Annotated in this window: 24 protein-coding genes, 1 tRNA gene and 1 pseudogene; 17 read left to right on the forward strand and 9 right to left on the reverse strand. The window is 74.4% G+C overall.

Features of this window, described 5'->3' with window-relative positions:
- Positions 1 to 150: 150 nt before the first annotated feature.
- Together IF129_RS16105 and IF129_RS16110 are read left to right on the forward strand one after the other, a co-directional pair.
- Positions 151 to 447 carry a type II toxin-antitoxin system VapB family antitoxin gene (locus IF129_RS16105; RefSeq protein WP_071268372.1) on the forward strand — a complete coding sequence of 99 codons (297 nt, stop codon included), beginning with the start codon at positions 151 to 153 and terminating at the stop codon, positions 445 to 447.
- A 150-nt stretch (positions 448 to 597) separates the two neighbouring features.
- Positions 598 to 1,263: a LytR C-terminal domain-containing protein gene (locus IF129_RS16110; RefSeq protein ID WP_191210370.1), complete on the forward strand. Its 666-nt coding sequence runs from the start codon at positions 598 to 600 to the stop codon at positions 1,261 to 1,263.
- A 52-nt stretch (positions 1,264 to 1,315) separates the two neighbouring features.
- Here the strand turns inward: IF129_RS16110 and upp are convergent, their stop codons facing one another.
- A complete protein-coding gene (gene upp, locus IF129_RS16115; protein WP_191210371.1) occupies positions 1,316 to 1,951 on the reverse strand; it encodes a uracil phosphoribosyltransferase in 636 nt (211 codons plus the stop codon).
- Between the two features lie 72 nt (positions 1,952 to 2,023).
- Here upp and IF129_RS16120 point away from each other — a divergent pair, with 72 nt between their 5' ends.
- From IF129_RS16120 to IF129_RS16150, 7 genes are all read left to right on the forward strand, one after another.
- A complete protein-coding gene (locus IF129_RS16120) occupies positions 2,024 to 2,323 on the forward strand; it encodes a hypothetical protein (RefSeq protein WP_224755070.1) in 300 nt (99 codons plus the stop codon).
- 210 nt (positions 2,324 to 2,533) lie between these two features.
- Complete coding sequence (locus tag IF129_RS16125) at positions 2,534 to 3,064, forward strand: tRNA adenosine deaminase-associated protein (protein WP_191210372.1); 531 nt, start codon at positions 2,534 to 2,536, stop codon at positions 3,062 to 3,064.
- 57 nt (positions 3,065 to 3,121) lie between these two features.
- The gene (gene tadA / locus IF129_RS16130; protein ID WP_191210373.1) at positions 3,122 to 3,637 is read left to right on the forward strand and encodes a tRNA adenosine(34) deaminase TadA; all 516 of its coding nucleotides are present in this window, start codon (positions 3,122 to 3,124) and stop codon (positions 3,635 to 3,637) included.
- 10 nt (positions 3,638 to 3,647) lie between these two features.
- Positions 3,648 to 3,734: transfer RNA gene (locus tag IF129_RS16135), tRNA-Ser, on the forward strand.
- 326 nt (positions 3,735 to 4,060) lie between these two features.
- On the forward strand, positions 4,061 to 4,222 hold the full coding sequence (locus tag IF129_RS16140; protein ID WP_191210374.1) for a hypothetical protein: 162 nt from the start codon (positions 4,061 to 4,063) through the stop codon (positions 4,220 to 4,222).
- A 139-nt stretch (positions 4,223 to 4,361) separates the two neighbouring features.
- Positions 4,362 to 5,171, forward strand: coding sequence for an RNA polymerase sigma factor SigF (locus IF129_RS16145; RefSeq protein ID WP_318153778.1), 810 nt, complete (start codon positions 4,362 to 4,364; stop codon positions 5,169 to 5,171).
- A 199-nt stretch (positions 5,172 to 5,370) separates the two neighbouring features.
- Positions 5,371 to 6,264 carry an RNA polymerase sigma factor SigF gene (locus IF129_RS16150; RefSeq protein ID WP_191210376.1) on the forward strand — a complete coding sequence of 298 codons (894 nt, stop codon included), beginning with the start codon at positions 5,371 to 5,373 and terminating at the stop codon, positions 6,262 to 6,264.
- 146 nt (positions 6,265 to 6,410) lie between these two features.
- Here the strand turns inward: IF129_RS16150 and IF129_RS16155 are convergent, their stop codons facing one another.
- Complete coding sequence (locus tag IF129_RS16155) at positions 6,411 to 6,620, reverse strand: hypothetical protein (RefSeq protein WP_191210377.1); 210 nt, start codon at positions 6,618 to 6,620, stop codon at positions 6,411 to 6,413.
- A gap of 264 nt (positions 6,621 to 6,884) precedes the next feature.
- Between IF129_RS16155 and IF129_RS16160 the strand changes: the two are divergent.
- Positions 6,885 to 8,536: pseudogene (locus IF129_RS16160) on the forward strand (MDR family MFS transporter).
- On the opposite strand, the gene IF129_RS16165 reads toward IF129_RS16160, so the two are convergent.
- Positions 8,500 to 8,895, reverse strand: a complete 396-nt coding sequence (locus IF129_RS16165; protein ID WP_191210537.1) for a RidA family protein — start codon at positions 8,893 to 8,895, stop codon at positions 8,500 to 8,502. The pseudogene IF129_RS16160 and the gene IF129_RS16165 overlap by 37 nt on opposite strands.
- 142 nt (positions 8,896 to 9,037) lie before the next feature.
- On the opposite strand from IF129_RS16165, the gene IF129_RS16170 reads away from it, so the two are divergent.
- A complete protein-coding gene (locus IF129_RS16170; RefSeq protein WP_191210379.1) occupies positions 9,038 to 10,021 on the forward strand; it encodes a helix-turn-helix transcriptional regulator in 984 nt (327 codons plus the stop codon).
- Between the two features lie 64 nt (positions 10,022 to 10,085).
- On the opposite strand, the gene IF129_RS16175 is transcribed toward IF129_RS16170, so the two are convergent.
- Positions 10,086 to 10,937, reverse strand: a complete 852-nt coding sequence (locus IF129_RS16175; protein WP_224755090.1) for an amidohydrolase family protein — start codon at positions 10,935 to 10,937, stop codon at positions 10,086 to 10,088.
- A gap of 396 nt (positions 10,938 to 11,333) precedes the next feature.
- Between IF129_RS16175 and IF129_RS16180 the strand changes: the two genes are divergently transcribed.
- Positions 11,334 to 11,777 carry a subtilase-type protease inhibitor gene (locus tag IF129_RS16180; RefSeq protein WP_191210381.1) on the forward strand — a complete coding sequence of 148 codons (444 nt, stop codon included), beginning with the start codon at positions 11,334 to 11,336 and terminating at the stop codon, positions 11,775 to 11,777.
- Positions 11,778 to 11,910: 133 nt separating this feature from the next.
- Here the strand turns inward: IF129_RS16180 and IF129_RS16185 are convergent, their stop codons facing one another.
- Positions 11,911 to 13,437 carry a helix-turn-helix domain-containing protein gene (locus tag IF129_RS16185; RefSeq protein ID WP_191210382.1) on the reverse strand — a complete coding sequence of 509 codons (1,527 nt, stop codon included), beginning with the start codon at positions 13,435 to 13,437 and terminating at the stop codon, positions 11,911 to 11,913.
- 168 nt (positions 13,438 to 13,605) lie between these two features.
- On the opposite strand from IF129_RS16185, the gene IF129_RS16190 reads away from it, so the two are divergent.
- Entirely contained in the window at positions 13,606 to 14,250 is a 645-nt protein-coding gene (locus tag IF129_RS16190) for a hypothetical protein (protein ID WP_191210383.1), read from the forward strand.
- An 18-nt stretch (positions 14,251 to 14,268) separates the two neighbouring features.
- Here the strand turns inward: IF129_RS16190 and IF129_RS16195 are convergent, their stop codons facing one another.
- The 3 genes from IF129_RS16195 to IF129_RS16205 all read right to left on the reverse strand — a co-directional run bounded on the left by IF129_RS16195 (position 14,269) and on the right by IF129_RS16205 (position 16,264).
- On the reverse strand, positions 14,269 to 15,018 hold the full coding sequence (locus IF129_RS16195) for a TSUP family transporter (protein ID WP_191210538.1): 750 nt from the start codon (positions 15,016 to 15,018) through the stop codon (positions 14,269 to 14,271).
- A gap of 127 nt (positions 15,019 to 15,145) precedes the next feature.
- A complete protein-coding gene (locus tag IF129_RS16200; protein ID WP_191210384.1) occupies positions 15,146 to 15,784 on the reverse strand; it encodes a DUF305 domain-containing protein in 639 nt (212 codons plus the stop codon).
- Positions 15,785 to 15,871: 87 nt separating this feature from the next.
- Entirely contained in the window at positions 15,872 to 16,264 is a 393-nt protein-coding gene (locus IF129_RS16205) for a DUF6153 family protein (protein ID WP_191210385.1), read from the reverse strand.
- 140 nt (positions 16,265 to 16,404) lie between these two features.
- On the opposite strand from IF129_RS16205, the gene IF129_RS26975 reads away from it, so the two are divergent.
- Positions 16,405 to 17,679 (forward strand): PucR family transcriptional regulator, encoded by a 1,275-nt coding sequence (locus IF129_RS26975; protein WP_318153779.1) that lies wholly within the window; start codon positions 16,405 to 16,407, stop codon positions 17,677 to 17,679.
- Between the two features lie 93 nt (positions 17,680 to 17,772).
- Here IF129_RS26975 and IF129_RS16215 read toward each other — a convergent pair whose 3' ends face one another.
- Entirely contained in the window at positions 17,773 to 18,270 is a 498-nt protein-coding gene (locus IF129_RS16215) for a MarR family winged helix-turn-helix transcriptional regulator (protein WP_191210387.1), read from the reverse strand.
- 137 nt (positions 18,271 to 18,407) lie between these two features.
- Here IF129_RS16215 and IF129_RS16220 point away from each other — a divergent pair, with 137 nt between their 5' ends.
- The 3 genes from IF129_RS16220 to IF129_RS16230 all read left to right on the forward strand — a co-directional run bounded on the left by IF129_RS16220 (position 18,408) and on the right by IF129_RS16230 (position 20,859).
- Positions 18,408 to 19,376, forward strand: coding sequence for an EamA family transporter (locus tag IF129_RS16220; protein ID WP_191210388.1), 969 nt, complete (start codon positions 18,408 to 18,410; stop codon positions 19,374 to 19,376).
- Between the two features lie 91 nt (positions 19,377 to 19,467).
- Positions 19,468 to 20,121, forward strand: a complete 654-nt coding sequence (locus IF129_RS16225) for an NAD(P)-dependent oxidoreductase (RefSeq protein ID WP_191210389.1) — start codon at positions 19,468 to 19,470, stop codon at positions 20,119 to 20,121.
- 171 nt (positions 20,122 to 20,292) lie between these two features.
- The gene (locus IF129_RS16230) at positions 20,293 to 20,859 is read left to right on the forward strand and encodes a TetR/AcrR family transcriptional regulator (protein ID WP_191210390.1); all 567 of its coding nucleotides are present in this window, start codon (positions 20,293 to 20,295) and stop codon (positions 20,857 to 20,859) included.
- Positions 20,860 to 20,861: the final 2 nt, after the last annotated feature.

Below are 20,861 nucleotides of genomic sequence, written 5' to 3' on the forward strand. Positions count from 1 at the left end.
GTACGGCGCCCGCGCCGTGCGGCGGGTCCGCACGCCCTGCGGCCCCGTTGCCCCGCCTCGGCTCCCAGCCGCGGCGGACGCGTGGAAACGCGGGCCGCGCGGGGGCCCGCGAGGCTGCGCCCCGCGCCGCCCGCCCGGTAGGCTTTCCGTGTGATCTTCAAGCGAATCGGAAACGGTCGGCCGTACCCCGACCATGGCCGGGACAGCACCCGGCAGTGGGCGGACGTGGCCCCACGCCCGGTACGCCTGGACCAGCTCGTCACGACCAAGGGCCAGCTCGACCTGGAGACGCTTCTCGCGGAGGACTCGACGTTCTACGGCGACCTCTTCGCCCACGTCGTGAAGTGGCAGGGCGACCTCTACCTGGAGGACGGGCTGCACCGCGCCGTGCGGGCGGCGCTGCAGCAGCGTCAGGTGCTGCACGCCCGCGTTCTGGAACTGGACTGACGCGGTCTGCGGCGGACCACCGCCGCCGGTGGCGTCGGCCGGAGCGGACTGCGCCTTTTCCCGTAGTGCGGTGACTCTTTCGGGGCGCACCCACGTCCGTACGTAAGTCAGCCTGTACGCACTTCAGCCCGGCGGCGATACTCTTCGGCCATGAGCATGCTGACGCCCCCTGGCCTGGGTGGGGAGTACCGCATCACGGGTGACCGTTACCCGCGCATGCGGCGTCGCCGCGGCCGGCACCGGATCGTTCTGAGCGCCGTCACCGGCGTCACCGCGCTCGCGTTGCTCTCGTGGGGCACGTTGGAGCTCGTCTCGGTCTTCTCCGGGGACTCAGCGCCGCTCAACACGGCGCACGCCGCCGGGTGCACGCCCTCCCCGTCCGCCTCCGCGCAGGATGTCCGACCGGTGGCGGGGACGGCCGAGAAGGTGGCGGAGCCGGCGGCCGTCACCGTCAACGTGCTCAACGCGACCCGGCGTACCGGTCTGGCGCAGCGGACGGCCGACGAGCTCGAGAAGCGCGGCTTCACCATCGGTGCGGTCGACAACGCCCCGCCCGAGCTGGACGGCACGGTGAAGGGGCCGGGCCTGCTCATCGGCACGGAGAAGGCGGAGGCCGACGGGGCCCTGACGCTGCTGACCGCCCATCTGGCGAAGGCCGAGACCCGCACGAACGCCGCCCGCGAGGGCGCCGCCGCCGACAGCGTGGATCTGGTGCTGGGCGACGCGTTCCGCAGCCTCACCGCGCCGAAGACGGCGGCGAAGACCGTGGCGGCGCTGGCCAGCCCCGCGCCGGAGCCCTCCCCCACGGGCTGCTGAGACCGCGGCCCGCCCCGCCACCGCTCCGCGCGGCCGAGGCGCCCGGCGCCGATCAGTCGGCCGTGCCGTACATCCGGTCACCGGCGTCGCCGAGGCCCGGCACGATGTAGCCCTGGTCGTTGAGCCGTTCGTCGACGGCGGCCGTCACCACGGTCACCGGTGTGCCGGCCAGCTCCCGCTCCATCAGCTCCACGCCCTCGGGGGCGGCGAGCAGGCAGATCGCCGTGACGTCGTCCGCGCCGCGCGAGATCAGCTCCTGGATGGCCGCGACGAGCGTGCCGCCGGTGGCGAGCATGGGGTCCAGGACGTAGACCTGCCGCCCGGACAGCTCCTCGGGCATCCGGGTCGCGTACGTGGACGCCTGCAGCGTCTCCTCGTCGCGGATCATGCCCAGGAAGCCGACCTCGGCTGTGGGGAGGAGCCGCACCATGCCCTCCAGCATGCCGAGTCCCGCCCGCAGGATGGGCACGACCAGCGGTCGCGGACGGGACAGCCGCACACCGGTGGTCGCCGTGACGGGCGTCTCGATGTCGACCCGCTCGGTGCGCACGTCGCGCGTGGCCTCGTAGGCGAGCAGGGTCACGAGCTCGTCGGCGAGGCGCCGGAAGGTGGGGGAATCGGTACGCCTGTCGCGCAGCGTGCTGAGCTTGTGGGCGACGAGGGGATGGTCGACGACGTGGGTCCGCATGCCCTCGACCCTACCGGTGGCGTGAAACGGGTGTTCCGGGGAAAGTGGACGCATATGCCGGAGGTGAGGCCCATGCCCGACGCATCCGACGCCCCCGACGCGCGGCGCCCGGCCGAGCACGCCGCCGCACCGGAGCCCCGTGCGCAGCGCGGCAGGCCGGTGGCGGACCGGGCGGGCCCCGGGTCCGCCGAGCGGTCCGGAGCGCGCCACACCGGTGAGGACCGCGTGTCCGATCCAGAGCGGCTCCGCAAGCGTGCCCTCTTCCTGCGGGAACTGACCGAGGCCAAGGCCCTGCGGGACCGCGTCCAGCCCCGGCGTGCCCGCGCCGCCCGGATGCGCGAGCAGATGCGGATGCGCACGTTCCGCTGGTGAGAGGGGCGCGGCCTCCCGACGCCGGCGGGGCTCGGGGGACGCCGCCGCGCCGCGCGCGGCGGGGCGGGCACTCGGGCGATCGGCAAACACCTGCGCCGACGCACGCCCGAAGACTCCTCTCGGAGCCCCTGTTTCTGTCACGATTCCGAATGAGCGGGGCGTCGCCCCACTTGAACCTCGGGAACGTTGGAAACCAGTGGGAGAGTCACGGTGTACTTCGCCGCACTGCTCGCTCGTACCGATGAGGGTTGGGAAGCGAGCGACACAGAACTCGACAATGTGGAAACCCTGGCCGATCTCACCGACGTCGCCCGCGAGGCGTCCGTCGACGACGACACGGTCCTGATCTGCATCGAGCAGGAGGGCGCCTGGTTCGGCGTCGTCCGCGTCGACGGGGAGGACGACCCGCGGATCTTCGTGTCCGGCGCCGCCGCCGCGGCGCGCAGCGCGTACGGGGAGATCCTGCTCACCGACGAGATGCTCGGCCGCGAGCCCCGCGCCGTCGACGACCTCGACAGCCTGACCGATCTCGACGGCACGGAGGACGGCGAGCCGGAGCCGGACGGGGACGTGTCCGGCTCCGGCGCCGAGACGGTGCCGGAGGGGCCGGTCGGCGACGCGGAGCTGCTGGCCGACCTCGGCATGGGCGCGGAGGACGTCGTCCTGCTCTCGGCCGACGAGGCGATGGCGCAGATCGCGGAGGCGCTGGGCTGCACGGACGTGCTGGAGGCCGTCCGGTAGCCCGGCGCCGCGGCACCGGCGTGGGGCGGGTGTGCGGAAGGGGCGACACTGGAGGGCATGGCGCCCCCTTCCGCAGACCCCGTCCGTGACCCGTGGCTCCCCGCGATGCGGCTCGCCCTGGCCGAGGCCCGGCGCGCCCCGGAGGGCGGCGACGTCCCGGTGGGCGCGGTCGTCCTGGGGCCGGACGGCCGGACGGTCCTCGGCCGGGGGCACAACGAGCGCGAGGCCGCCGGCGACCCGACCGCCCACGCGGAGGTCCTGGCCCTGCGCGCCGCCTCCCGGGCGGTCGGCGAGTGGCGGCTGACGGGCTGCACGCTGGTCGTGACGCTCGAACCGTGCACGATGTGCGCGGGCGCCCTGGTGCTGGCCCGGGTGGACCGCGTCGTCTACGGCGCCCGGGACGCCAAGGCGGGCGCGGCCGGCTCCCTGTGGGACGCCGTCCGCGACCGCCGGCTCAACCACCGCCCCGAGGTGATCGCGGGCGTCCTCGCGCAGGAGTGCGGGGGGGTGCTGACGGCGTTCTTCCGGGACCGGTCCGGAACCGATTTCGGCACGGGCCCGGGCGTGGGCTAAGCTCTCTCCCGGTAGCGTGTCCGAGCGGCCGAAGGAGCTCGCCTCGAAAGCGAGTGAGGGGGCAACTCCTCCGTGGGTTCAAATCCCACCGCTACCGCTTGTGAGCAGGACGAACGAAGGGCCGGCCCCGCAGGGGTCCGGCCCTTCGTCGTGTCCGCCCGCCCGTCGGGACGTCGCCCGGCGGCGGACCGGGGGCCCGGGGTTGCCGGGGTTGCCGGGGTTGCCGGAGCAACGGGTCGGGGCGGGTGAAGCGGGGTGGGGTGGGTCGGCGGACGGCGCGGAGCGCGGGTCCGGCGGGCGTGCGCGGCGTCGAGCGCGGGGCGCCGTTCGAACGGGGTGGCGGTTAGACTCTCGCGACTGCGCTCAGGGGACGCGAGGCGCTCGCGGCGGGCGCGTCACGGGGCCTGGAGGGGGCGGCGCACGGTGGATATCAAGAAGGTCGTCCTGGGCGTTCTCCTGGTGTTCGTGCTGTACACGATCATTCAGTCGCCGGACCGGGCCGCCGAGCTGGTCGGCGTGGGGTTCACGGGGATATCGGACGCCGCCAAGGGCGTCGGCGAGTTCATGACGCAGCTTGTCAACTGACGCTGGTCCGAACGGCCCTGCGGGCGGTTGACGGCCGAGGGGCCGTTCGGTTGCACGGCCACCAACACGGATTTTCCCGGTGCTTGCACACAGCTCACCCTGATGGTGATGCTATGACCGCTTTTGCCGGATGTGAACCGTGAAGGGGTGGTCGGAGGTGGCGGGGACTCAGGCCGGCGGGAGCCGCAGCGCGAGGACTCGGGCGCTGACACAGATGCTCTTCGAACAGCTGGCCGGGCAGGAACCGGGCACCGCCGAGCACGACCGGGTGCGGGGGGCCCTGATCGAGGCCAACATCCCGCTCGTCCGCTACGTGGCCTCCCGGTTCCGGCACCGGAACGAGCCGATGGAGGACGTCGTCCAGGTCGGCACGATCGGCCTGATCAACGCGATCGACCGGTTCGACCCGGAGCGGGGCGTGCAGTTCCCGACGTTCGCGATGCCGACGATCATCGGGGAGATCCGCCGGTACTTCCGCGACAACGTGCGGACGGTGCACGTGCCGCGCCGGCTGCACGAGATGTGGGCCCAGGTGAGCGCGGCGGCGGAGGACCTGACGGTGCTCCACGGGCGCAATCCGACGACGCCCGAGATCGCCGAGCGGTTGGGCGTCACGGAGGACGAGGTGCTGGCCTGCATGGAGGCGGGCCGCGCCTACCGGGCGACGTCCCTGGAGGCCGCCCAGGAGCGGGACGACGGGCTGCCGGGGCTGATCGACCGGCTCGGCTACGAGGATCCGGCGCTCGCCGGGGTGGAGCACCGCGACCTCGTCCGCCACCTCCTCGTGCAGTTGCCCGAGCGGGAGCAGCGGATTCTGCTGCTGCGGTACTACAGCAATCTGACGCAGTCGCAGATCAGCGCGGAGCTGGGGGTGTCCCAGATGCACGTGTCCCGGCTGCTCTCGCGGAGCTTCGCCCGTCTGCGTGCCGCAAACACCATCGACGCCTAATCAGTTCGAGCGACACACGACTGGGTTGCGCACTCATGGAGCTGTGCTGTTTTATCGACATGGCGCTACGTCGTGTTGCTGACTTGTGACATTCTGCAAGAACTGCGTTTGCCGTGGCGGCACCACCGGTATTGAGCTTGAGGTGCAGCCCTCGCGTGCGAGGGGCCGCTGCGACCCGTCCGCGACCCAAGGGGGTGGCATGTCCGTAGAACTGGGCAGCTCCAAGGTGCTCACCGAGGACACCGAGGAGATCGGCACCGACGCGGAGCACACCGCGTTGTCCGAGACGTCCGGCGCCGTGGCCGAGCCACCGCCGCCCGACGTCACCGCACTCGACACCCGTACCCTGTCCCGCTCCCTGTTCCTGCGGCTGGCGTCGCTCCCGCAGGACAGCCCGGAGCGGGCCTATGTGCGCGACACCCTGATCGAGTTGAACCTGCCGCTGGTGCGGTACGCGGCGGCGCGGTTCCGCAGCCGCAACGAGCCGATGGAGGACATCGTCCAGGTCGGCACGATCGGGCTGATCAAGGCGATCGACCGGTTCGACAGCGAACGGGGCGTGGAGTTCCCGACGTTCGCGATGCCGACGGTCGTCGGCGAGATCAAGCGGTTCTTCCGCGACACGTCCTGGTCCGTGCGGGTGCCCCGGCGCCTCCAGGAGCTGCGGCTGGCGCTGACGAAGGCGAGCGACGAGCTGTCCCAGAAGCTCGACCGGTCGCCCACCGTCGCCGAGCTGGCCGTGTGCCTCGGGGTGACCGAGGAGGACGTCGTCGACGGCCTGGCCGTGGGGAACGCCTACACCGCCAGTTCGCTCGACTCCCCCGCGCTGGAGGAGGACGGCGGCGAGGGGTCGCTCGCGGACCGGCTGGGCTACGAGGACACCGCGTTGGAGGGCGTGGAGTACCGCGAGTCCCTGAAGCCGCTGCTGGCCCGCCTGCCCGCCCGGGAGCGGCAGATCATCATGCTGCGGTTCTTCGGGAACATGACGCAGTCGCAGATCGGCGAGGAGGTCGGCATCTCGCAGATGCACGTCTCCCGGCTGTTGACGCGGACGCTGGCGCAGCTGCGGGACGGCCTGATCGCCGAGGAGTGAGCCGGCGGGGCACGGCGGGACCGGCAGGCGCGACAGGACCGGGAGGGACGGGAGCCGGGGGCCGGGAGCAGCCCGCCGCGCGACGACGCTGCGGCGGGCGGGCCGCTCACCGGCCCGGCGTGTCGGGTCGGGGCCGGGCCTCGGGCTCAGCCGAGGACGACCCACAGGACGGCGGCCACGGCGGCGAGCGCCAGGACGACGCCCACGATCAGCGCGGTGCGGTTGCCGCCGGAGGGCTGGGCGGCGGCCGCTCTTCGCGGGCCGCCCTCGTCGACGAAGGCGCGGAACATCTGCGTGCTGCCGGCCGGGTCCTGGTTGCCCGGGGAGCCGCCCGGCGACTGGGGGTGATGAGCCATACGCGCGACCTTAGCGAACAGCGGTGAGCCGGCGCACCCAGCCACCGCCTCCGGCTGCCACGGACCGGAGCTTTAAGGATTGTTTGCCTCTCCTGCCCGGATTGCGTTTGGGCTTCGGCGACCCCGCTCCTATAGTTGCTTAGAGCAACGAATAGTGGAGGGTGCATGGCGAGGACAGGGACGGCCGAGGGCGGCATAGCCCCCGAGCCGGTGGACGCGGCGGAGGAGGCCCGGGGCGGGACGCCGGGCGGCGGCGCCCCGGCGATGACGCACCGGCAGGTCATGGAGGCCCTGTCGGGCCTGCTGCTCGGCATGTTCGTGGCCATCCTGTCCTCGACGGTCGTCTCCAACGCCCTGCCGCGCATCGTCTCCGACCTCGGCGGCGGCCAGGGCGCCTACACCTGGGTGGTGACGGCCTCCCTGCTGACCATGACCGCCTCCACTCCGCTGTGGGGCAAGCTGGCGGACCTCACGAGCAAGAAGGCGCTCGTACAGACCGCGATCGTGATCTTCGTGCTCGCCTCGGCGGGCGCCGGGCTCTCCCAGAGCACCGGGCAGCTCATCGCCTTCCGCGCGGTGCAGGGCCTCGGCATGGGCGGGCTGGTCGCCCTCGCCCAGACGATCCTCGCCGCGATGGTCCCCCCGCGTGAACGCGGCCGCTACAGCGGTTACTTCGGCGCGACGTTCGCAGTCGCGACGGTCGGCGGGCCGCTGCTGGGCGGCGTGATCACCGACGCTCCCGGGCTCGGCTGGCGCTGGTGCTTCTACGTGAGCGTGCCCTTCGCCGTCATCGCGCTCGTCGTCCTGCAGAAGACGCTGAAGCTGCCCGTCGTCCGCCGCGCGGGCGCCCGCATCGACTGGCTGGGCGCCCTCCTGGTCAGCGCAGCCGTCTCGCTGCTGCTGATCTGGGTGACCCTGGCCGGCACGAACTACCCGTGGTGGTCCTGGCAGACGGCCCTGATGACCGGTGGCTCACTCGTCCTCGCGCTGGCGTTCGTGCGCGTCGAGTCGCGCGCGGCCGAGCCGATCATCCCGCTGCGCCTCTTCCGCAACCGGACGATCACGCTGACCGCCCTCGCGTCGATGTTCGTCGGCGTCGCCATGTTCGGCGCGACCGTCTTCCTGAGCCAGTACTTCCAGCTCGCGCGCGGCGAGTCGCCGACGATGTCCGGCGTCCTGACGATTCCGATGATCGGCGGCCTCTTCCTCTCCTCGACGATCTCCGGCCTGGTCATCACGCGCACCGGCCGCTGGAAGCGGTGGCTGGTGACCGGCGCCACGCTCACCACCGCCGGGCTCGGCCTGCTCGGCGGCATGCGTCAGGACACGCCGTACTGGCAGGTCGGGACGTTCATGGCCCTGCTCGGCCTCGGCGTGGGCATGATGATGCAGAACCTCGTGCTGGCGACGCAGAACCAGGTCTCGCTCGCCGATCTCGGCACGGCCAGCTCCACCATCACCTTCTTCCGCTCGCTGGGCGGCGCGGTGGGCGTCTCCGTCCTCGGCGCGGTGCTCTCCGAGCGCATCACGGTCTACGTCCGCGACGGCATGGCCCGGGCCGGCATGACGCACGGCGGGCCCACCGGGGGCGACGGCAGCGCCATCCCGGACCTGGACGCGCTGCCCGCGCCGGTGCGGGCGGTCATCGAGAACGCCTACGGCCACGGCATCGGCGACATCTACCTGGCCGCCGCCCCGTTCGCCCTGGTGGCCCTGGTGCTGGTGGTGTGCGTGCGGGAGGTCCCGTTGAAGACCTCGTCGTGACGGCCCCCGCGTCCCACGCTCGGGTGCCGTCCGCTGCGCGCGCGGCGGCAGCTCGCCCCGGACCGACCTTGGGGTCGCCCCGACGGGACACCGCCCGCCGGGGCGACCCGCCGCCTCAGGCCACGGCGGTCCCCTCCAGCTCGACCAACTGACCGGGGATCGCCAGCCGGCTCACGCCGAGCATCGTGGTCGTCGGGGCCACCCCCGCCGCCGCCAGCCGCTCCGCCAGCAGGCCGTAGTGCGGGAAGAGCCGGTCGACGTCCGTCGTGTAGACGTTCAGCCGGACGAGGTTCGCGAGGGACATGCCCGCCTCGCGGAGCACCGCCGCCACGTTGTCGACACTCAACGCCAACTGCGCCGCCATGTCCCCGTCGTGCAGGGGGGCGCCCTCGGCACTCGTCGCGGTCTGGCCCGAGATGTACAGGGTCCGGGTGTGGCCCGAGACCAGCTCGCCCTGGTGGAAGCCCTTGTCCACCGACCACGTCACCGGGTTGACCGCCGTGCGTTCCATCGTCACATCAGCTCGTTTCGCCTCGTCGGGAGTCTGCGCGTACGCACGTCCGACAGCCCGGTGGGCACCGGCCGGACGTCGCGGGCACGAGTTTGTCGGCTCATCACGACATCTTTCGTCATGTATTTCGTACAGTTCTCGGGTGCGCGCCGACCGGCTGGTCTCCCTGGTCCTTCTGCTGCGCCGGCACGGCCGGTTGACGGCGGCCACGCTCGCCCGCGAACTGGAGGTGTCCACCCGCACCGTGCTGCGCGACATCGAGGCGCTGTCCGGGGCGGGCGTCCCCGTCTACGCCGAACGCGGCCGGCACGGGGGCTTCGCCCTGCTGCCCGGCTTCCGGACCGAACTCACCGGGTTGAACCACGAGGAGGCGCTCGCGCTGCTGACGGCCGGAACGGCGCGCGGCGAGCAGGCGTTCGGCCTCGGCTCCGCGCTCGCCTCGGCCATGCGGAAGGTCGTCGACGCCCTGCCCGACAGCCACCGGGCCACCGCGAGCGGCGCGGCCGAGCGGTTCCTCGTGGAGCCGGAGACCGACCTGCTCGCCCGACGCGCGGTGACCGAGGACGTCCCCGGCCCCACCATGGCCGAGGTCCGGCGCGCGGTGCTCGTCGGGCACAGGCTGCGCCTCCACTACGCGGCCACGGGCCGGGAACCGCAGTGGCGCACGGTGGACCCGATCGGCCTGGTCACCGTGCGCGAACGCACCTACCTGCTCGCCACGCGGGCGGGCGCGGACCGCACGTACCGGTTGTCGCGGGTGCTGGCCGCCGAGGAACTGCCCGAGGCGGCGGAGCGGCCGAACCGGATCGATCTGGACCGGATCTGGCGGGAACGTTCCGCCCGGTTCCTCTCCGACGGCGATCACCTCACGGTGCCGGTGCGGATCGAACCGGCACGGCGGGAGGAACTGCTCGACACCGCGCTGGCCGTCCGCGTCGAGGAACCCGCCGAGGAGGGCCGGCTGCGACTGGAGGTGACCTTCCAGGACCTGCGGCACGCCGTCTGGGCGCTGTGGCGGCTCGGGACGGACGCGGAGGCGCTCGGCCCACCCCCGCTGCGCGGCGCGCTGCGGGACCGCGCCGCCGCGCTGGCCGCACGCTACGCCGAGCCGCACGGGGCGGGGTGAGCGGGCGGGGTGAGCGGGCTGCGTGCGGGCGGGGTGAGCGGGAACGCGCGCCCCGGACGGTGCGTCAGGCGGGCGGGAGGGAGAAGAGGCGGGCCGCGTTGTCGTGCACGACGGCGCGCAGCCAGGCGTCGTCCTGGTCGAGCCGGGTCAGCGCGTCGAGGGCGTGCGCGTAGCCGTAGGGGATGTTGGGGTAGTCGCTGCCGAAGAGGATGCGGTCCCCCACGTCGGCGAGGCGGGGACGGAGCGCGACGGGGAACGGCATCAGCGCCTCGGTGAAGTCCGTGAACGCCATCGTGGTGTCCAGGTGGACACCGGGGTGGGCCGCGGCCAGGTCGAGGAACTCCGCGCACTCGGGCATGCCCATGTGGGCGACGATCAGGCGTAGTCGGGGGTGCCGCGCCAGGACGGCCGCCACCGGGCCGGGCCCGGTGTACGTGCCCGGCACCGGACCCGAGCCGCAGTGGATCACGGTCGGGACGCCGGCGTCGGCCAACAGCCCCCAGACGGCGTCCAGGAGCGGGTCGCTGGGGTCGTAGTCGCCGACCTGGACGTGCGCCTTGCACACCCGCGCGCCCTCGTCGAGGGCGCGCGCGACGTAGCGGGGCGCGTCCGGCTCGGGGAAGAACGTCGCGGTGTGCAGGCAGTCGGCGTTCCGGGCGGCGAACCGCGCGCTCCAGGCGTTGAGCCAGGCGGCCATGCCGGGCTTGTGCGGGTAGATCATGGCGGTGAACGCGCGCACGCCGAAGCCGCGCAGGACCGCGAGACGCTCGTCCTCCGGGTAGCGGTAGGTGATCGGCCACCGCAGCGGCATCAGCGGGCCGGCGGCGTCGAAGTACGCCCACACCTTGTCGAGCACCCGCTGCGGCATGAAGTGGGTGTGCACGTCGACGAGGCCGGGCAGGCCGAGGGCCCGCAGGAACGCGGTGACACGCTCGGTCTCCGCCGGGTCGGCGGCAGCGGGACGGGCCGCATCGGCGAGGGTCGGTGTATCGCACACGGAGCCGACCCTACGGCGTCACCGCGCTCCGGGAACACCCCCTCGCCACGGTGGCAGCGGGCTGTTTCCAGCCGATTACCGAGCGGAGCGTGACCGGTCGATCACAGCCCCGCCCGACGCGCGCCCCTTCTGCACGCCAGGCCAAGACCTTGACGCATCGTCACATCGGGCCACTGATTGAGTACGCAACGTTTCCAAAAATGATGGGTCGACGTGCAAAGGACGGGAGTAATCGGCAGACTCCGGAGCGCAATCCGTCACACCGGCATCCGGTGACAAACCTGGATGCACCACCCATGCGGAAGGAAGCACACCATGCGGATCCCCGCGAAGCTGGCGGCTACGGGCACGCTGATAACAGCGGCCGTGCTCGTACCGTTCGGCGGTGGCATCGCCCATGCCACTCCCGTCTCGCAGCCCTCGCAGCCCACCTCGCCGCCCGCCCCGTCGGCCCTCACGCTGACGCTCGCCCACGGCGACAGCGCCGCCACCACCGCACCGGAGCGGGCGGTGACGCTGTCCTGCGCGCCCGACGCCGGCACCCACCCCGACGCCGCCTCGGCCTGCACCCAGCTGGCCGCCGCGAACGGCGACTTCACGGCCCTGCCCACCAACCCCGACCGGTTCTGCCCGATGGTCTACGACCCGGTCGTCGTCACCGCCGAGGGCGTCTGGAAGGGGCAGCGCGTCTCCTTCGAGCGCACCTACGGCAACACCTGCGTGCTGAGCGCCGAGGACCACGCCGTCTTCGCCTTCTGACGCGCGCACGCACCCCCGAAACGTCCCGCACAGCCTCCCCGCGGCGGGACGCCACCCGGGGGCGGCCCGGAGAACTCCCCCGCTCTCCGCGGCCGCCCCCGGTTCAGCCGCGCGTCCGGGCCGACGCGGGCGGTCACTCCTCGCGAGTCCAGCCCCGGCCCTCCTCGTGGACGTACACCGGACGCCCCTCCGCGCCGCTCGTGCGGAACGGTCGCCCGGCCGAACCCGCGGCGGCCACGCGGAGGACGCCCTCCCGGCCCCCGGCCGACCACTCCAGCTCCAGGTACCAGTCGCAGTCGCAGCGCGACGCGCTCGCCTCCACCCGCAGGACCTGCGGGTCGGCGGCCGAGACCGTCACCGGGAAGCGGGTGGCGGGCAGCGTGCGCCCCGGTCCTTCCGCGTCGTAGCCGTCGACGGGCTGCGCCAGCGGCCGGTCGGCGTCGAGATCGACGGTGAACCGCGCGGGGGTGAGGGCGCCACCGCACCCGGGCGACATCGCGTACACCGACCACGGCGGCGGCGCCCGCCGGTCCACGACGCGCACGTGCAGGTCCCGGAGGACGACCGTCGCGTCTCCCACGCCCTGCACGGTGACCTCCACGTTCGTCCGGCCGCCGTGCACGGCGGCCACCCCGGTCGCCCAGTCGGCGGCGTCCTGCTCCACCGGCGGCGCCGGGACGTCCGTCGGCGACGCCGTCCCCGGGTCGATCAGGTACCGGTGATCGCAGTGGCCCGCCCAGACGTGGGAACGCGTGGTGACCGTCAGCGGCGTGGGGCCGTCGCCCTCCCGGGGGCCGCCCCCGTCCGGTCGGGACGGCCCCGCCTCGCCGCCGGGCGGGTGCGGCGACGTGGTGCCGCCCGGTTCCGTCGCCCCCGGGCGGGTGGCGTCGGCTGCGGGCGTGCCGCTCTCCGGGGCCCCGCCGGGCGGCCGTTGGCCCGGGGCACCCGCGTCGTCGCCCGGCGCCCCCGCCGGTCCCGACGGGGCGCCGGGCGCCGCGGTGTCCGCCGCGCCGGAGTCCGCGGCCCGGACCAGGGCCACCAGCGCGGAGACCACCACCAGGGCCAGCGCCACGGCGACGGCCAGCCAGACGGCACGTCGTCGGGGCGAGCGGGCGGGACGGGCCCCGGCACCGGGCGGCGTGGTGTCGGACTGGGCGGTGTCGGACTGGGCGGTGTCGGACCGTGCGGTGTCGGACTGGGCGGTGTCGGCCTGGGCGGTGTCGGGCGGCGCGGTGTCGGACCGCGCGGTCTCGGCGTCCGGTGCGGAGTCCGGTGCGGCGCCGTCCGGCCGGGCGGTGTCCGAGGCCTCGGGGGCGTGCACCGGTACGGGGTCGGGGGCGTCGTCCGGAACATCGGCGTCGGAATGGCGGCCCGGGGCGGGCGAGGCGGCGGTGGTCGCCGGGGCCGAGCGGGCGGCGTCGGCCGCCTGCCAGCGCCGAAACAGCCGCGCCGTCTCCTCCGGGGTCGCATCGCACAGCCGGGCCAGTCGCTCCACGGGCGCGTAGTCCGCCGGGACGGCGACGCCGTGGCAGTAGCGGTGCAGGGTCGAGGTGCTCATGTGGAGCCGCTTGGCCAGGAAGCCGTAGCTGTGCCCCGACCGCTCCTTCAGCTCGCGCAGCACCGACGCGAACTCAGCCGTCTCCCTCGGTTGCCCGGCCACTGAACACCCCCGCCGACCGTTCCGGAACCGTGCCGTTCCCGCAGCTCAGCGTACCTCTCGGCGTTCCGGCGTCCCGGATGTCCCCCGGCACGCCCCGAACGGGGTCGAACGCCCCCAGACTCTTCGGCGGGGCCCCACCCGATGACCAGGCACGACCGAGGAGAGCCGATGAGACTGACGACCCGTTCCCTGCGCGCCGCCGCCACCGCCGCCGTGGCGGGTGCCGCCGCCCTGACGATGACGGCGATCGGGGCGGCCCAGGCCGACGACGCCGGAGTCCGCGTGGCGCGGCAGGCCGGGGAGGCCCCGCCGGCCCAGCCGGACGCCGCACCGTACGCGCTGCTGGAGGCCGGGGACCTCCCGCCGGCACCGACGCCGTGGACGGCGGGCCCGGTCACCGACGGCAGCGGGGGCGAGCGCTTCTGCGTGGGGACCCGCGTCCCCGACACCGGCTCGGTGCACCGCGACTTCTTCACCGAGCTGGACACCTCCGCCGACCAGACGGTGCACGAGGCCGCGACCGTCCGGGACGCCAGGCGGCTGACGGCCGAGCTGCGCGACGCCGTGGAGCACTGCGCGGAGCGGCTGGCCGAGCAGTACCCCGGCGCCACGGTCCGCGAGCGCGACCACGGCCGGTTCCACGCCATCCAGACCGAGATGCCCGGGTCGAGCCGGGACGTGAACCTCGTCGGCGTCGCCCGCAGCGGGAGGTTCGTGACCGTCGTTCAGTGGGGCCAGATGGGCCCGATGGAGTCCGCGCCGGTGGGCGACTTCCGGGACACCCTGCGTACGGCGGCGCACAAGCTGCGCTGACGGGCGCCGGTGGTCGCGTCAGGCCCACCACTGGTCGTACGCGAGCTTCGCGACGAGGGTCACGACGACGACCAGCAGCACCACCCGGACGAAGCCGCTGCCGCGCCGGAGCGCCATGCGCGCCCCGAGCGCGGCACCGGCCAGGTTGAACACGGCCAGGAGCGGCGCGACCTGCCACAGGACGGTGCCCTGGGCGGAGAACATGGCCAGGGCGCCCAGGTTCGTCCCCACGTTGACGACCTTGGCCGTGGCCGAGCTCGTCACCATGTCCATGTTGAGCAGCGCGACGAAGGCGATGACGAGGAACGTCCCGGTGCCCGGTCCGAGCAGCCCGTCGTAGAAGCCGATCCCCACGCCGGCGACGAGCAGCGTCAGCAGGACGCGTCGGCGCGTCACCGGGCCGCCCGAGGGCGCGCTGCCGAACTGCGGGCGCAGCACGACGAACGCGGCGACGGCCAACAACAGCACCATGATCAGCGGGCGCAGCACCGCGCTGTCGACGCCCGCCGCGAAGAACGCCCCGCCGACGGACGCCAGCGCCGCGACGCCACCGAGCTTCGCCGCCAGCCGGACGTCGACCGGCGCCCGGCGCGCGTAGGTGACGGCCGCCGCCCCCGTACCGACGACCGCCACCGCCTTGTTGGTGCCGAGCGCGTACGCGGGCGGCAGGTGCGGGAAGCCGATCAGCAGGGCGGGGACCTGGAGCAGGCCCCCGCCGCCGACGACGGCGTCCACCCAGCCGGCCAGCGCGGCGGCGACGCAGAGCATCACCAGCGTGGCGACGGCTATGTCGCCGAGTTCAGTCACCGTTCGTCATGAGCGACACGGGCCCGACCCCCTTACGTCCGCTGGTGATCCTAGACGTGCGGGGGACGGGCTCCGTCGTCGGCCGCCCTCAGTCGCCGTCGGTGCCGAGCAGCTCGCGCATGGTCGCGATCTCCTCCGTCTGGACGTCGATGACGGCCTCGGCCAGCGTCCGCGTCGGCCCATGGGCACCGTCGGCCCTGACGTCCTCGGCCATCTCGACGGCACCCTCGTGGTGCTCGATCATCATGCGCAGGAACAGGGTGTCGAAGGCGGCGCCCTCGGCCTCCGCCAGCTCCTCCATCTGCTCCCCGGTCATCATGCCGGGCATGTCGTGGCCGTCGTGCGGGCCGTGGTCCCTCCCCGCGGACGCCTCGGGGACGGGCTCGCCCCAGCCGCGCAGCCAGGCGGACATCGTCTCGATCTCCGGGGCCTGGGCCTGCTCGATGTCGACGGCGAGGGCGCGGACGTCCGCGGAACCGGCCCGCTCCGGGGCGAGTTCGGTCATCTCGACGGCCTGCCGGTGGTGCTGGATCATCTCCTGCGCGAAGGCGACGTCCGCCGCGTTGTGCTGCTGCGCCTTCTGCTCGGTGCCCGGCGCGCGGTCGTTCGCGGTGGTGCCGTCGCCGTCGGAGCCGCAGGCGGTGAGGGCCAGGGTGGCGACGAGGGCGGCCAGACCGCCCGCCGTGCGGCGGGCGGCTGCGCGGCGGGCCGAGGTACGTGCGGTCATGGGGAACTCCTGCGATGCGAGAAGGGTTTCGAGACGTGCCGGAGCACGGCGCCGACCGCTGACGCGGACCGGTCCGTGCGGGGTCGCCTATATGCGCAGGAGTTGCAGCGCGCTGAGGGACGGCGGCGCGCGTGCCGTGACGGCGCCGCCGGGCGGGGACGGGGCGGGCCCGTGGGTCGCGGCGGTGTCGGCCCGGCCGGACGCGGGCGGCGGGAGCGGGGGCGCCGACGCGGTGCCGGCCGCCGCGCAGGTGCCGTCGGCGTGCCGGGCGTGCCGGGCGGGTCCGTCGGCCGACGGGCAGGTCTCCATCGGGGCGGCGTGTGCGGCGCCCTCGGCGTGCGCCGAGTGCGCCACCGGGGCGGGGGCGGGCGGCGCCGTGTTCAGTCCGTGCATCCCCAGCACCCCCGCGAGGAGGGCGAGCACCAGCAGCGCCCGCACCCGCGAGGGGGAGGGCGTCGCCGAGGGTCCGCTGCCGTGCACCCGACCATCGTAGGAGCCGGTTCGGCCGGGCTCCGCGGGGCCCTCCGGAGCGCGGCGCCGTGTCGGCGGAGCGGGCCCGCGCCGTGTGACCGTGCCCTCATCTCCGCCACGGCACGGTCACTCCGTGCCACAGTGCCGTGGTGACTGATCCCAAACCGGCGGAGATCGCCCTCGGCGGCGTGCCCGTGCACCGGTACCTCGCCGCGCGGGCCCAGGACCTCGCCGCACAGGTCGTGGACGAACTCGCCGCGCAGTTGCCGGCCTACGCGTCGCTGCCCCCGGAGGAGCTGCGCAGCGAGATCCTGCACGTGACGCACCAGTGCGTCCAGGGCTTCGTGGACGTCCTGCGCAGCGGGCGGCTGCCGGACCCCGAGCAGCTCGACCGGATCCGCGAGTCGGCGGTGCGCCGCGCCGAGGAGGGGCTGCACATGGACTCCGTGATCAGCGCCTACCACCTCGGCGCGCAGGTCTGCCTGGACGCGGTGGCGCCGAGCGCGGGGCCGAAGGACGTCCAGGCGGTCCTCGCGCTCAACCGGTTGCTCATGCAGTACCTCCAGCGGGTGACGGCGGCCGGGGTCGGCGGATACGTGCAGGAGCGGCAGGCGGCCTCCGGCGTGGAGCACTCGGCGCGGCAGGCGCTGCTGGACGCCCTGCTCGGCGGCGACTCCGCGCAGGCCGCCGCCGACCGGGCCGGCGTCCGGCTGCCCGCCCGCTACCTCGTCCTGAGCCTGGCGGTGGGCGGCCACCGGGACGAGCGGGCCCCCGGCGTGGACCCGGTCGTCGCGGGCCGCCGCAAGGTGCGTCGGCTGCGGGTGGAGCTGGAGCGGCACGTGCGCGGGGTGGTGCTGTCGGCCCTGTCGGCGGACGGCGGCCTGGCACTGCTGCCGTGGGAGCACGAACCGGCCGGTGAGGCGGGCGATACGGCTCCCGGCGACGTCCCGGAGGCAGCCGGCGCCTGGGCGGCCGGGGTGCTCGGCCACATGACGCGGGTCTCGGGCGCGACGATCACGGCGGGTGCCGTGGTGGCGGCCCCGGACGACGTCCGGGAGGGGGCGCGGCTGGCCGGGGACGTCCGGAAGGTCGCACAGTCCTCGGGACGTCCACCGGGGCTGTACCGGTTGGCCGACGTGCTGCTGGAGTACCAGCTCACACGGCCGGGGCCGGCGCGGGCGCAGCTGTCCGCCCTGCTGGCCCCCCTCGTCGGCAGGCCGGAGCTGCTGGAGACGCTGCGGACGTACCTGGCGGGCGGCATGGACCGGCGCGGCACGGCCGAGCGGCTGAGCATCCACCCGAACACGCTCGACTACCGGCTGCGGCGGGTGACGGCCCTGACAGGGCTGGACGCCACCCGCCCCGGTGACCTGGCCCGGATGCAGGCGGCGCTGGCGGCCTACGACGCCGACCGGTACCGGTGACCGGTCGGACCGCCACGTCTCCCGCACCCGGTTGTGACACGTCATGAACCCGGGTGGAAAGTCCTGACGGGCCGGCCGGGCGCGTCGGCAGCGTCAGCCGGGCGTCTCGTCCAGCGACTCGGCCAGCACCCGCAGGGTCTCGGCCAGGGCCTCCCGCTGGTCGGGGCCGAGCGCCGAGAGCAGCCGCCGCTGGGTGGCGACGTGGTCCGGCAGGACCCGGTCGATGAGTTCCCGCCCCGCGTCGGTGAGGGCCACGACGACGCTGCGGCCGTCCGACGCGCTGCGGGTGCGGGCCACCAGGCCCCGCCCCTCCAGCCGGTCGAGCCGCTGGGTGATGGCGCCGGACGTCACCATGCCGGACCGCATCAGCTCGGCCGGTGTCAGCCGGTGCGGCGGATCGCTGCGCCGCAGGGTGGCGAGGACGTCGAAGGACGCGCTGTCCAGGCCGTGTTCGGCGAACGTCCGGCGCATCTCGGCGCCGAACAGCTGCGCCAGCCGCGACAGCCGTCCGACGACGGCCATCGACGAGACGTCCAGGTCCGGCCGCTGGGCCCGCCACTGCGCGAGCACCCGGTCCACGTGATCGGTCACCACGTCAGCGTATGCCCCGGTCATCGGCCCTCCGCTTCCCCATGGACGTGTCCATGGACTCGTGTCTGCGCCCGTCCGGCGAGGCGTTCCGGGCCTCCCCGTGGACATTTATCTTAGCGCTAAGTTATATTAGCTCAATGCTAAGCAATCGACTGGCGCTCGTGCTCGTGACGGCCCTCGCACCCGCCCTGTGGGGCAGCACCTACCTCGTGACCACCGAGCTGCTGCCCCCGGACCGCCCCCTCCTCGCCGCCGTCCTGCGCGCGCTGCCCGCCGGCCTGCTGCTGGTCGCCCTCACCCGACGCCTCCCGCAGGGCTCCTGGTGGTGGCGGTCCCTCGTCCTGGGCTCGCTCAACATCGGCGTCTTCTTCGCCCTGCTGTTCATCGCCGCCTACCGGCTGCCCGGCGGCGTCGCGGCCACGGTGGGCGCCGTACAGCCCCTCATCGCCGCCGGGCTCGCGGCCGGACTGCTCGGCGAACGGCTCTCCCCGCGCGTCCTCCTCGCGGGCCTGGCCGGGGTCGCGGGCGTGAGCCTGCTCGTCCTGCGCGCCGACGCCCGGCTCGACCCGCTCGGCGTCGCGGCCGCCCTCGGGGGCGCGGCGGTCATGGCCCTCGGCGTCGCCCTCAGCAAGAAGTGGACGTCCCCCGCACCCCTGCTGGCCGTCACCGGCTGGCAGCTCGTCGCGGGCGGCGTCGTCCTGCTGCCGCTCGCCCTCCTCGTCGAGGGCCCGCCCCCGGCCACCCTGACCGGGGAGAACCTGGCCGGATACGCCTACCTCGCGCTCATCGGCTCCGCACTGGCCTACGCGCTGTGGTTCCGGGGTATTCGTGCCCTGTCGACCACCAACGTCACCTTCCTCGGACTGCTCAGCCCGCTCGTCGCGACGGCGCTCGGCTGGGCCGTCCTCGACCAGCGGCTCACCGCGCCGCAGGTGCTCGGCGGGCTGGTCGTCCTCGCGGCGCTCGTCGCCGCCCAGGCCCGGCCCCGGCGCCGGGACGCGGAGCGTGTCGTCGCGGCGTCGGCGCGGCAGCCCGCGCCCCGGGCCGAGCGAGCCGAGCCGGCCGGGTCGGCCGGGTCGGCCGGGTCGGCCGCGGCGGCCCGCTGACGGCCGCAGCACCGCACCACCGCACCGCTTGTGCCACCCGCACCACCGAACCACCCGAGACGTCCGTCATCGACAGAAAGAGCTGACCACCATGCGCATCACCGTGTTCGGAGCCGCCGGAGGCGTGGGAAGCCGGGTCGTCGCCGAGGCCGTGTCCCGGGGCCACGACGTCACCGCCGTCGTCCGCGACACCACCCGCTTCCCCTCCCTGCACCCGGGCGCCGTCCACCGCACGGGCGACGCCGCCCGGCCCGAGGACGTCGCGGCGCTCGCGGCCGACCAGGATGTCGTCATCACCGCGACGCGTCCCGCCCCCGGGCAGGAGCACGAACTCCCCCGCACCACGGCCGCGCTGATGTCCGCCCTCGCGGAGGTGCCCGGCCCGTCGGGGACGGGCGTGCGGCTCCTCGTGGTCGGCGGCGCGGGCGGCCTGACCGTGCCCGGGACGGGCGGCACCGTCCTCGACCAGCCCGACTTCCCGCCGTTCCTCGTGCCCATCGCACGGGCCTGCAACGAGCAGCTCGCGATCTGCCGCGCCGAGACCCGCGTCGACTGGACCTACCTGAGCCCGGCCTCCCTGCTGGAGCCCGGCGAGCGGACGGGCCGGTACCGGCTGGGCGCCGACGAACTCCTCATCGACGCCGACGGCCACTCCCGGATCTCCATGGAGGACCTGGCCGTGGCGCTGCTGGACGAGGCCGAGAACCCCCGGCACCGGCGGGTCCGGTTCACCGCCGCCTACTGAGTCCGCCGCGGACGCGCCGCCTCGGCTGAGCCCGCCGCAGGGGCCGGACGTCCGCCCTTGCCCTCCCCGGCACCGGACGCCTATGGTTTGGGCAGTCGCCCAATGCGATCGCCCAAACGGCTGCTCCCAGCGGCCGTTTCGGGCGTCCGGAACCGGGAGTCGGGAGCGGGAATGAACGCGTCGCCATCCGCCCGGCGCGGCCGTGAGGTGCGGGAGCGCCTGCAAGCGGCCGCCGCCGAACTCATCGCGGAACGCGGCTGGAGCGCCGTCAGCACCCGCCTCCTGGCCGACCGGGCCGGCGTGGGGCCCGGCCTCGTCCACTACCACTTCCCCTCACTCCAGGCACTGCTGTCCGAAGCGGCGCTCGGGACCGTCCGTGCGCTGGCCGACGAGCTGGGCGCCCTCCTCGACCGCGCGGACGGACTCGACGAGGGCCTGACCGGCCTGCTCGCCGCGCTGGACCACTACGACGGCCGGGACACCACGTCCCTCCTGTTCAGCGAGGTGTACCTGGCCGCCGCCCGCGACCCGGAGCTGGGCGCCGCCCTCGCCGACGTCCTCGGCGCCACCCGGCGCCGCATCGCCCGCTGGCTGGCCGCACACGGCGCCCCCGCGCCCGAGGACACCGCCGCCGTCCTCACCGCCGCGCTGGACGGCGTCATGCTGCACCGGCCGCTCGACGCGCAGCTGACCTCCGCGCGCGTCGCCCCCGTGCTCCGGCGCGCCCTGCACCCGTGAAC

Origin of the sequence: Streptomyces chumphonensis (genome assembly GCF_014779715.1) — a bacterium.
Classification (GTDB): domain Bacteria; phylum Actinomycetota; class Actinomycetes; order Streptomycetales; family Streptomycetaceae; genus Streptomyces; species Streptomyces chumphonensis.

Coding starts and splice junctions, on each gene's coding strand:
- IF129_RS16200 (WP_191210384.1), bottom strand. CDS start 15,784: ATGACCGCACGTACCTCGGCCCGCCGCGCAGCCGCCCGCCGCACGGCG.
- IF129_RS16150 (WP_191210376.1), top strand. CDS start 5,371: ATGTCCGTAGAACTGGGCAGCTCCAAGGTGCTCACCGAGGACACCGAG.
- IF129_RS16225 (WP_191210389.1), top strand. CDS start 19,468: ATGCGCATCACCGTGTTCGGAGCCGCCGGAGGCGTGGGAAGCCGGGTC.
- IF129_RS16155 (WP_191210377.1), bottom strand. CDS start 6,620: ATGGCTCATCACCCCCAGTCGCCGGGCGGCTCCCCGGGCAACCAGGAC.
- upp (WP_191210371.1), bottom strand. CDS start 1,951: ATGCGGACCCACGTCGTCGACCATCCCCTCGTCGCCCACAAGCTCAGC.
- IF129_RS16180 (WP_191210381.1), top strand. CDS start 11,334: ATGCGGATCCCCGCGAAGCTGGCGGCTACGGGCACGCTGATAACAGCG.
- IF129_RS16230 (WP_191210390.1), top strand. CDS start 20,293: ATGAACGCGTCGCCATCCGCCCGGCGCGGCCGTGAGGTGCGGGAGCGC.
- IF129_RS16220 (WP_191210388.1), top strand. CDS start 18,408: ATGCTAAGCAATCGACTGGCGCTCGTGCTCGTGACGGCCCTCGCACCC.
- IF129_RS16110 (WP_191210370.1), top strand. CDS start 598: ATGAGCATGCTGACGCCCCCTGGCCTGGGTGGGGAGTACCGCATCACG.
- IF129_RS16120 (WP_224755070.1), top strand. CDS start 2,024: ATGCCCGACGCATCCGACGCCCCCGACGCGCGGCGCCCGGCCGAGCAC.
- IF129_RS16195 (WP_191210538.1), bottom strand. CDS start 15,018: ATGCTCTGCGTCGCCGCCGCGCTGGCCGGCTGGGTGGACGCCGTCGTC.
- IF129_RS16165 (WP_191210537.1), bottom strand. CDS start 8,895: ATGGAACGCACGGCGGTCAACCCGGTGACGTGGTCGGTGGACAAGGGC.
- IF129_RS16190 (WP_191210383.1), top strand. CDS start 13,606: ATGAGACTGACGACCCGTTCCCTGCGCGCCGCCGCCACCGCCGCCGTG.
- tadA (WP_191210373.1), top strand. CDS start 3,122: ATGGCGCCCCCTTCCGCAGACCCCGTCCGTGACCCGTGGCTCCCCGCG.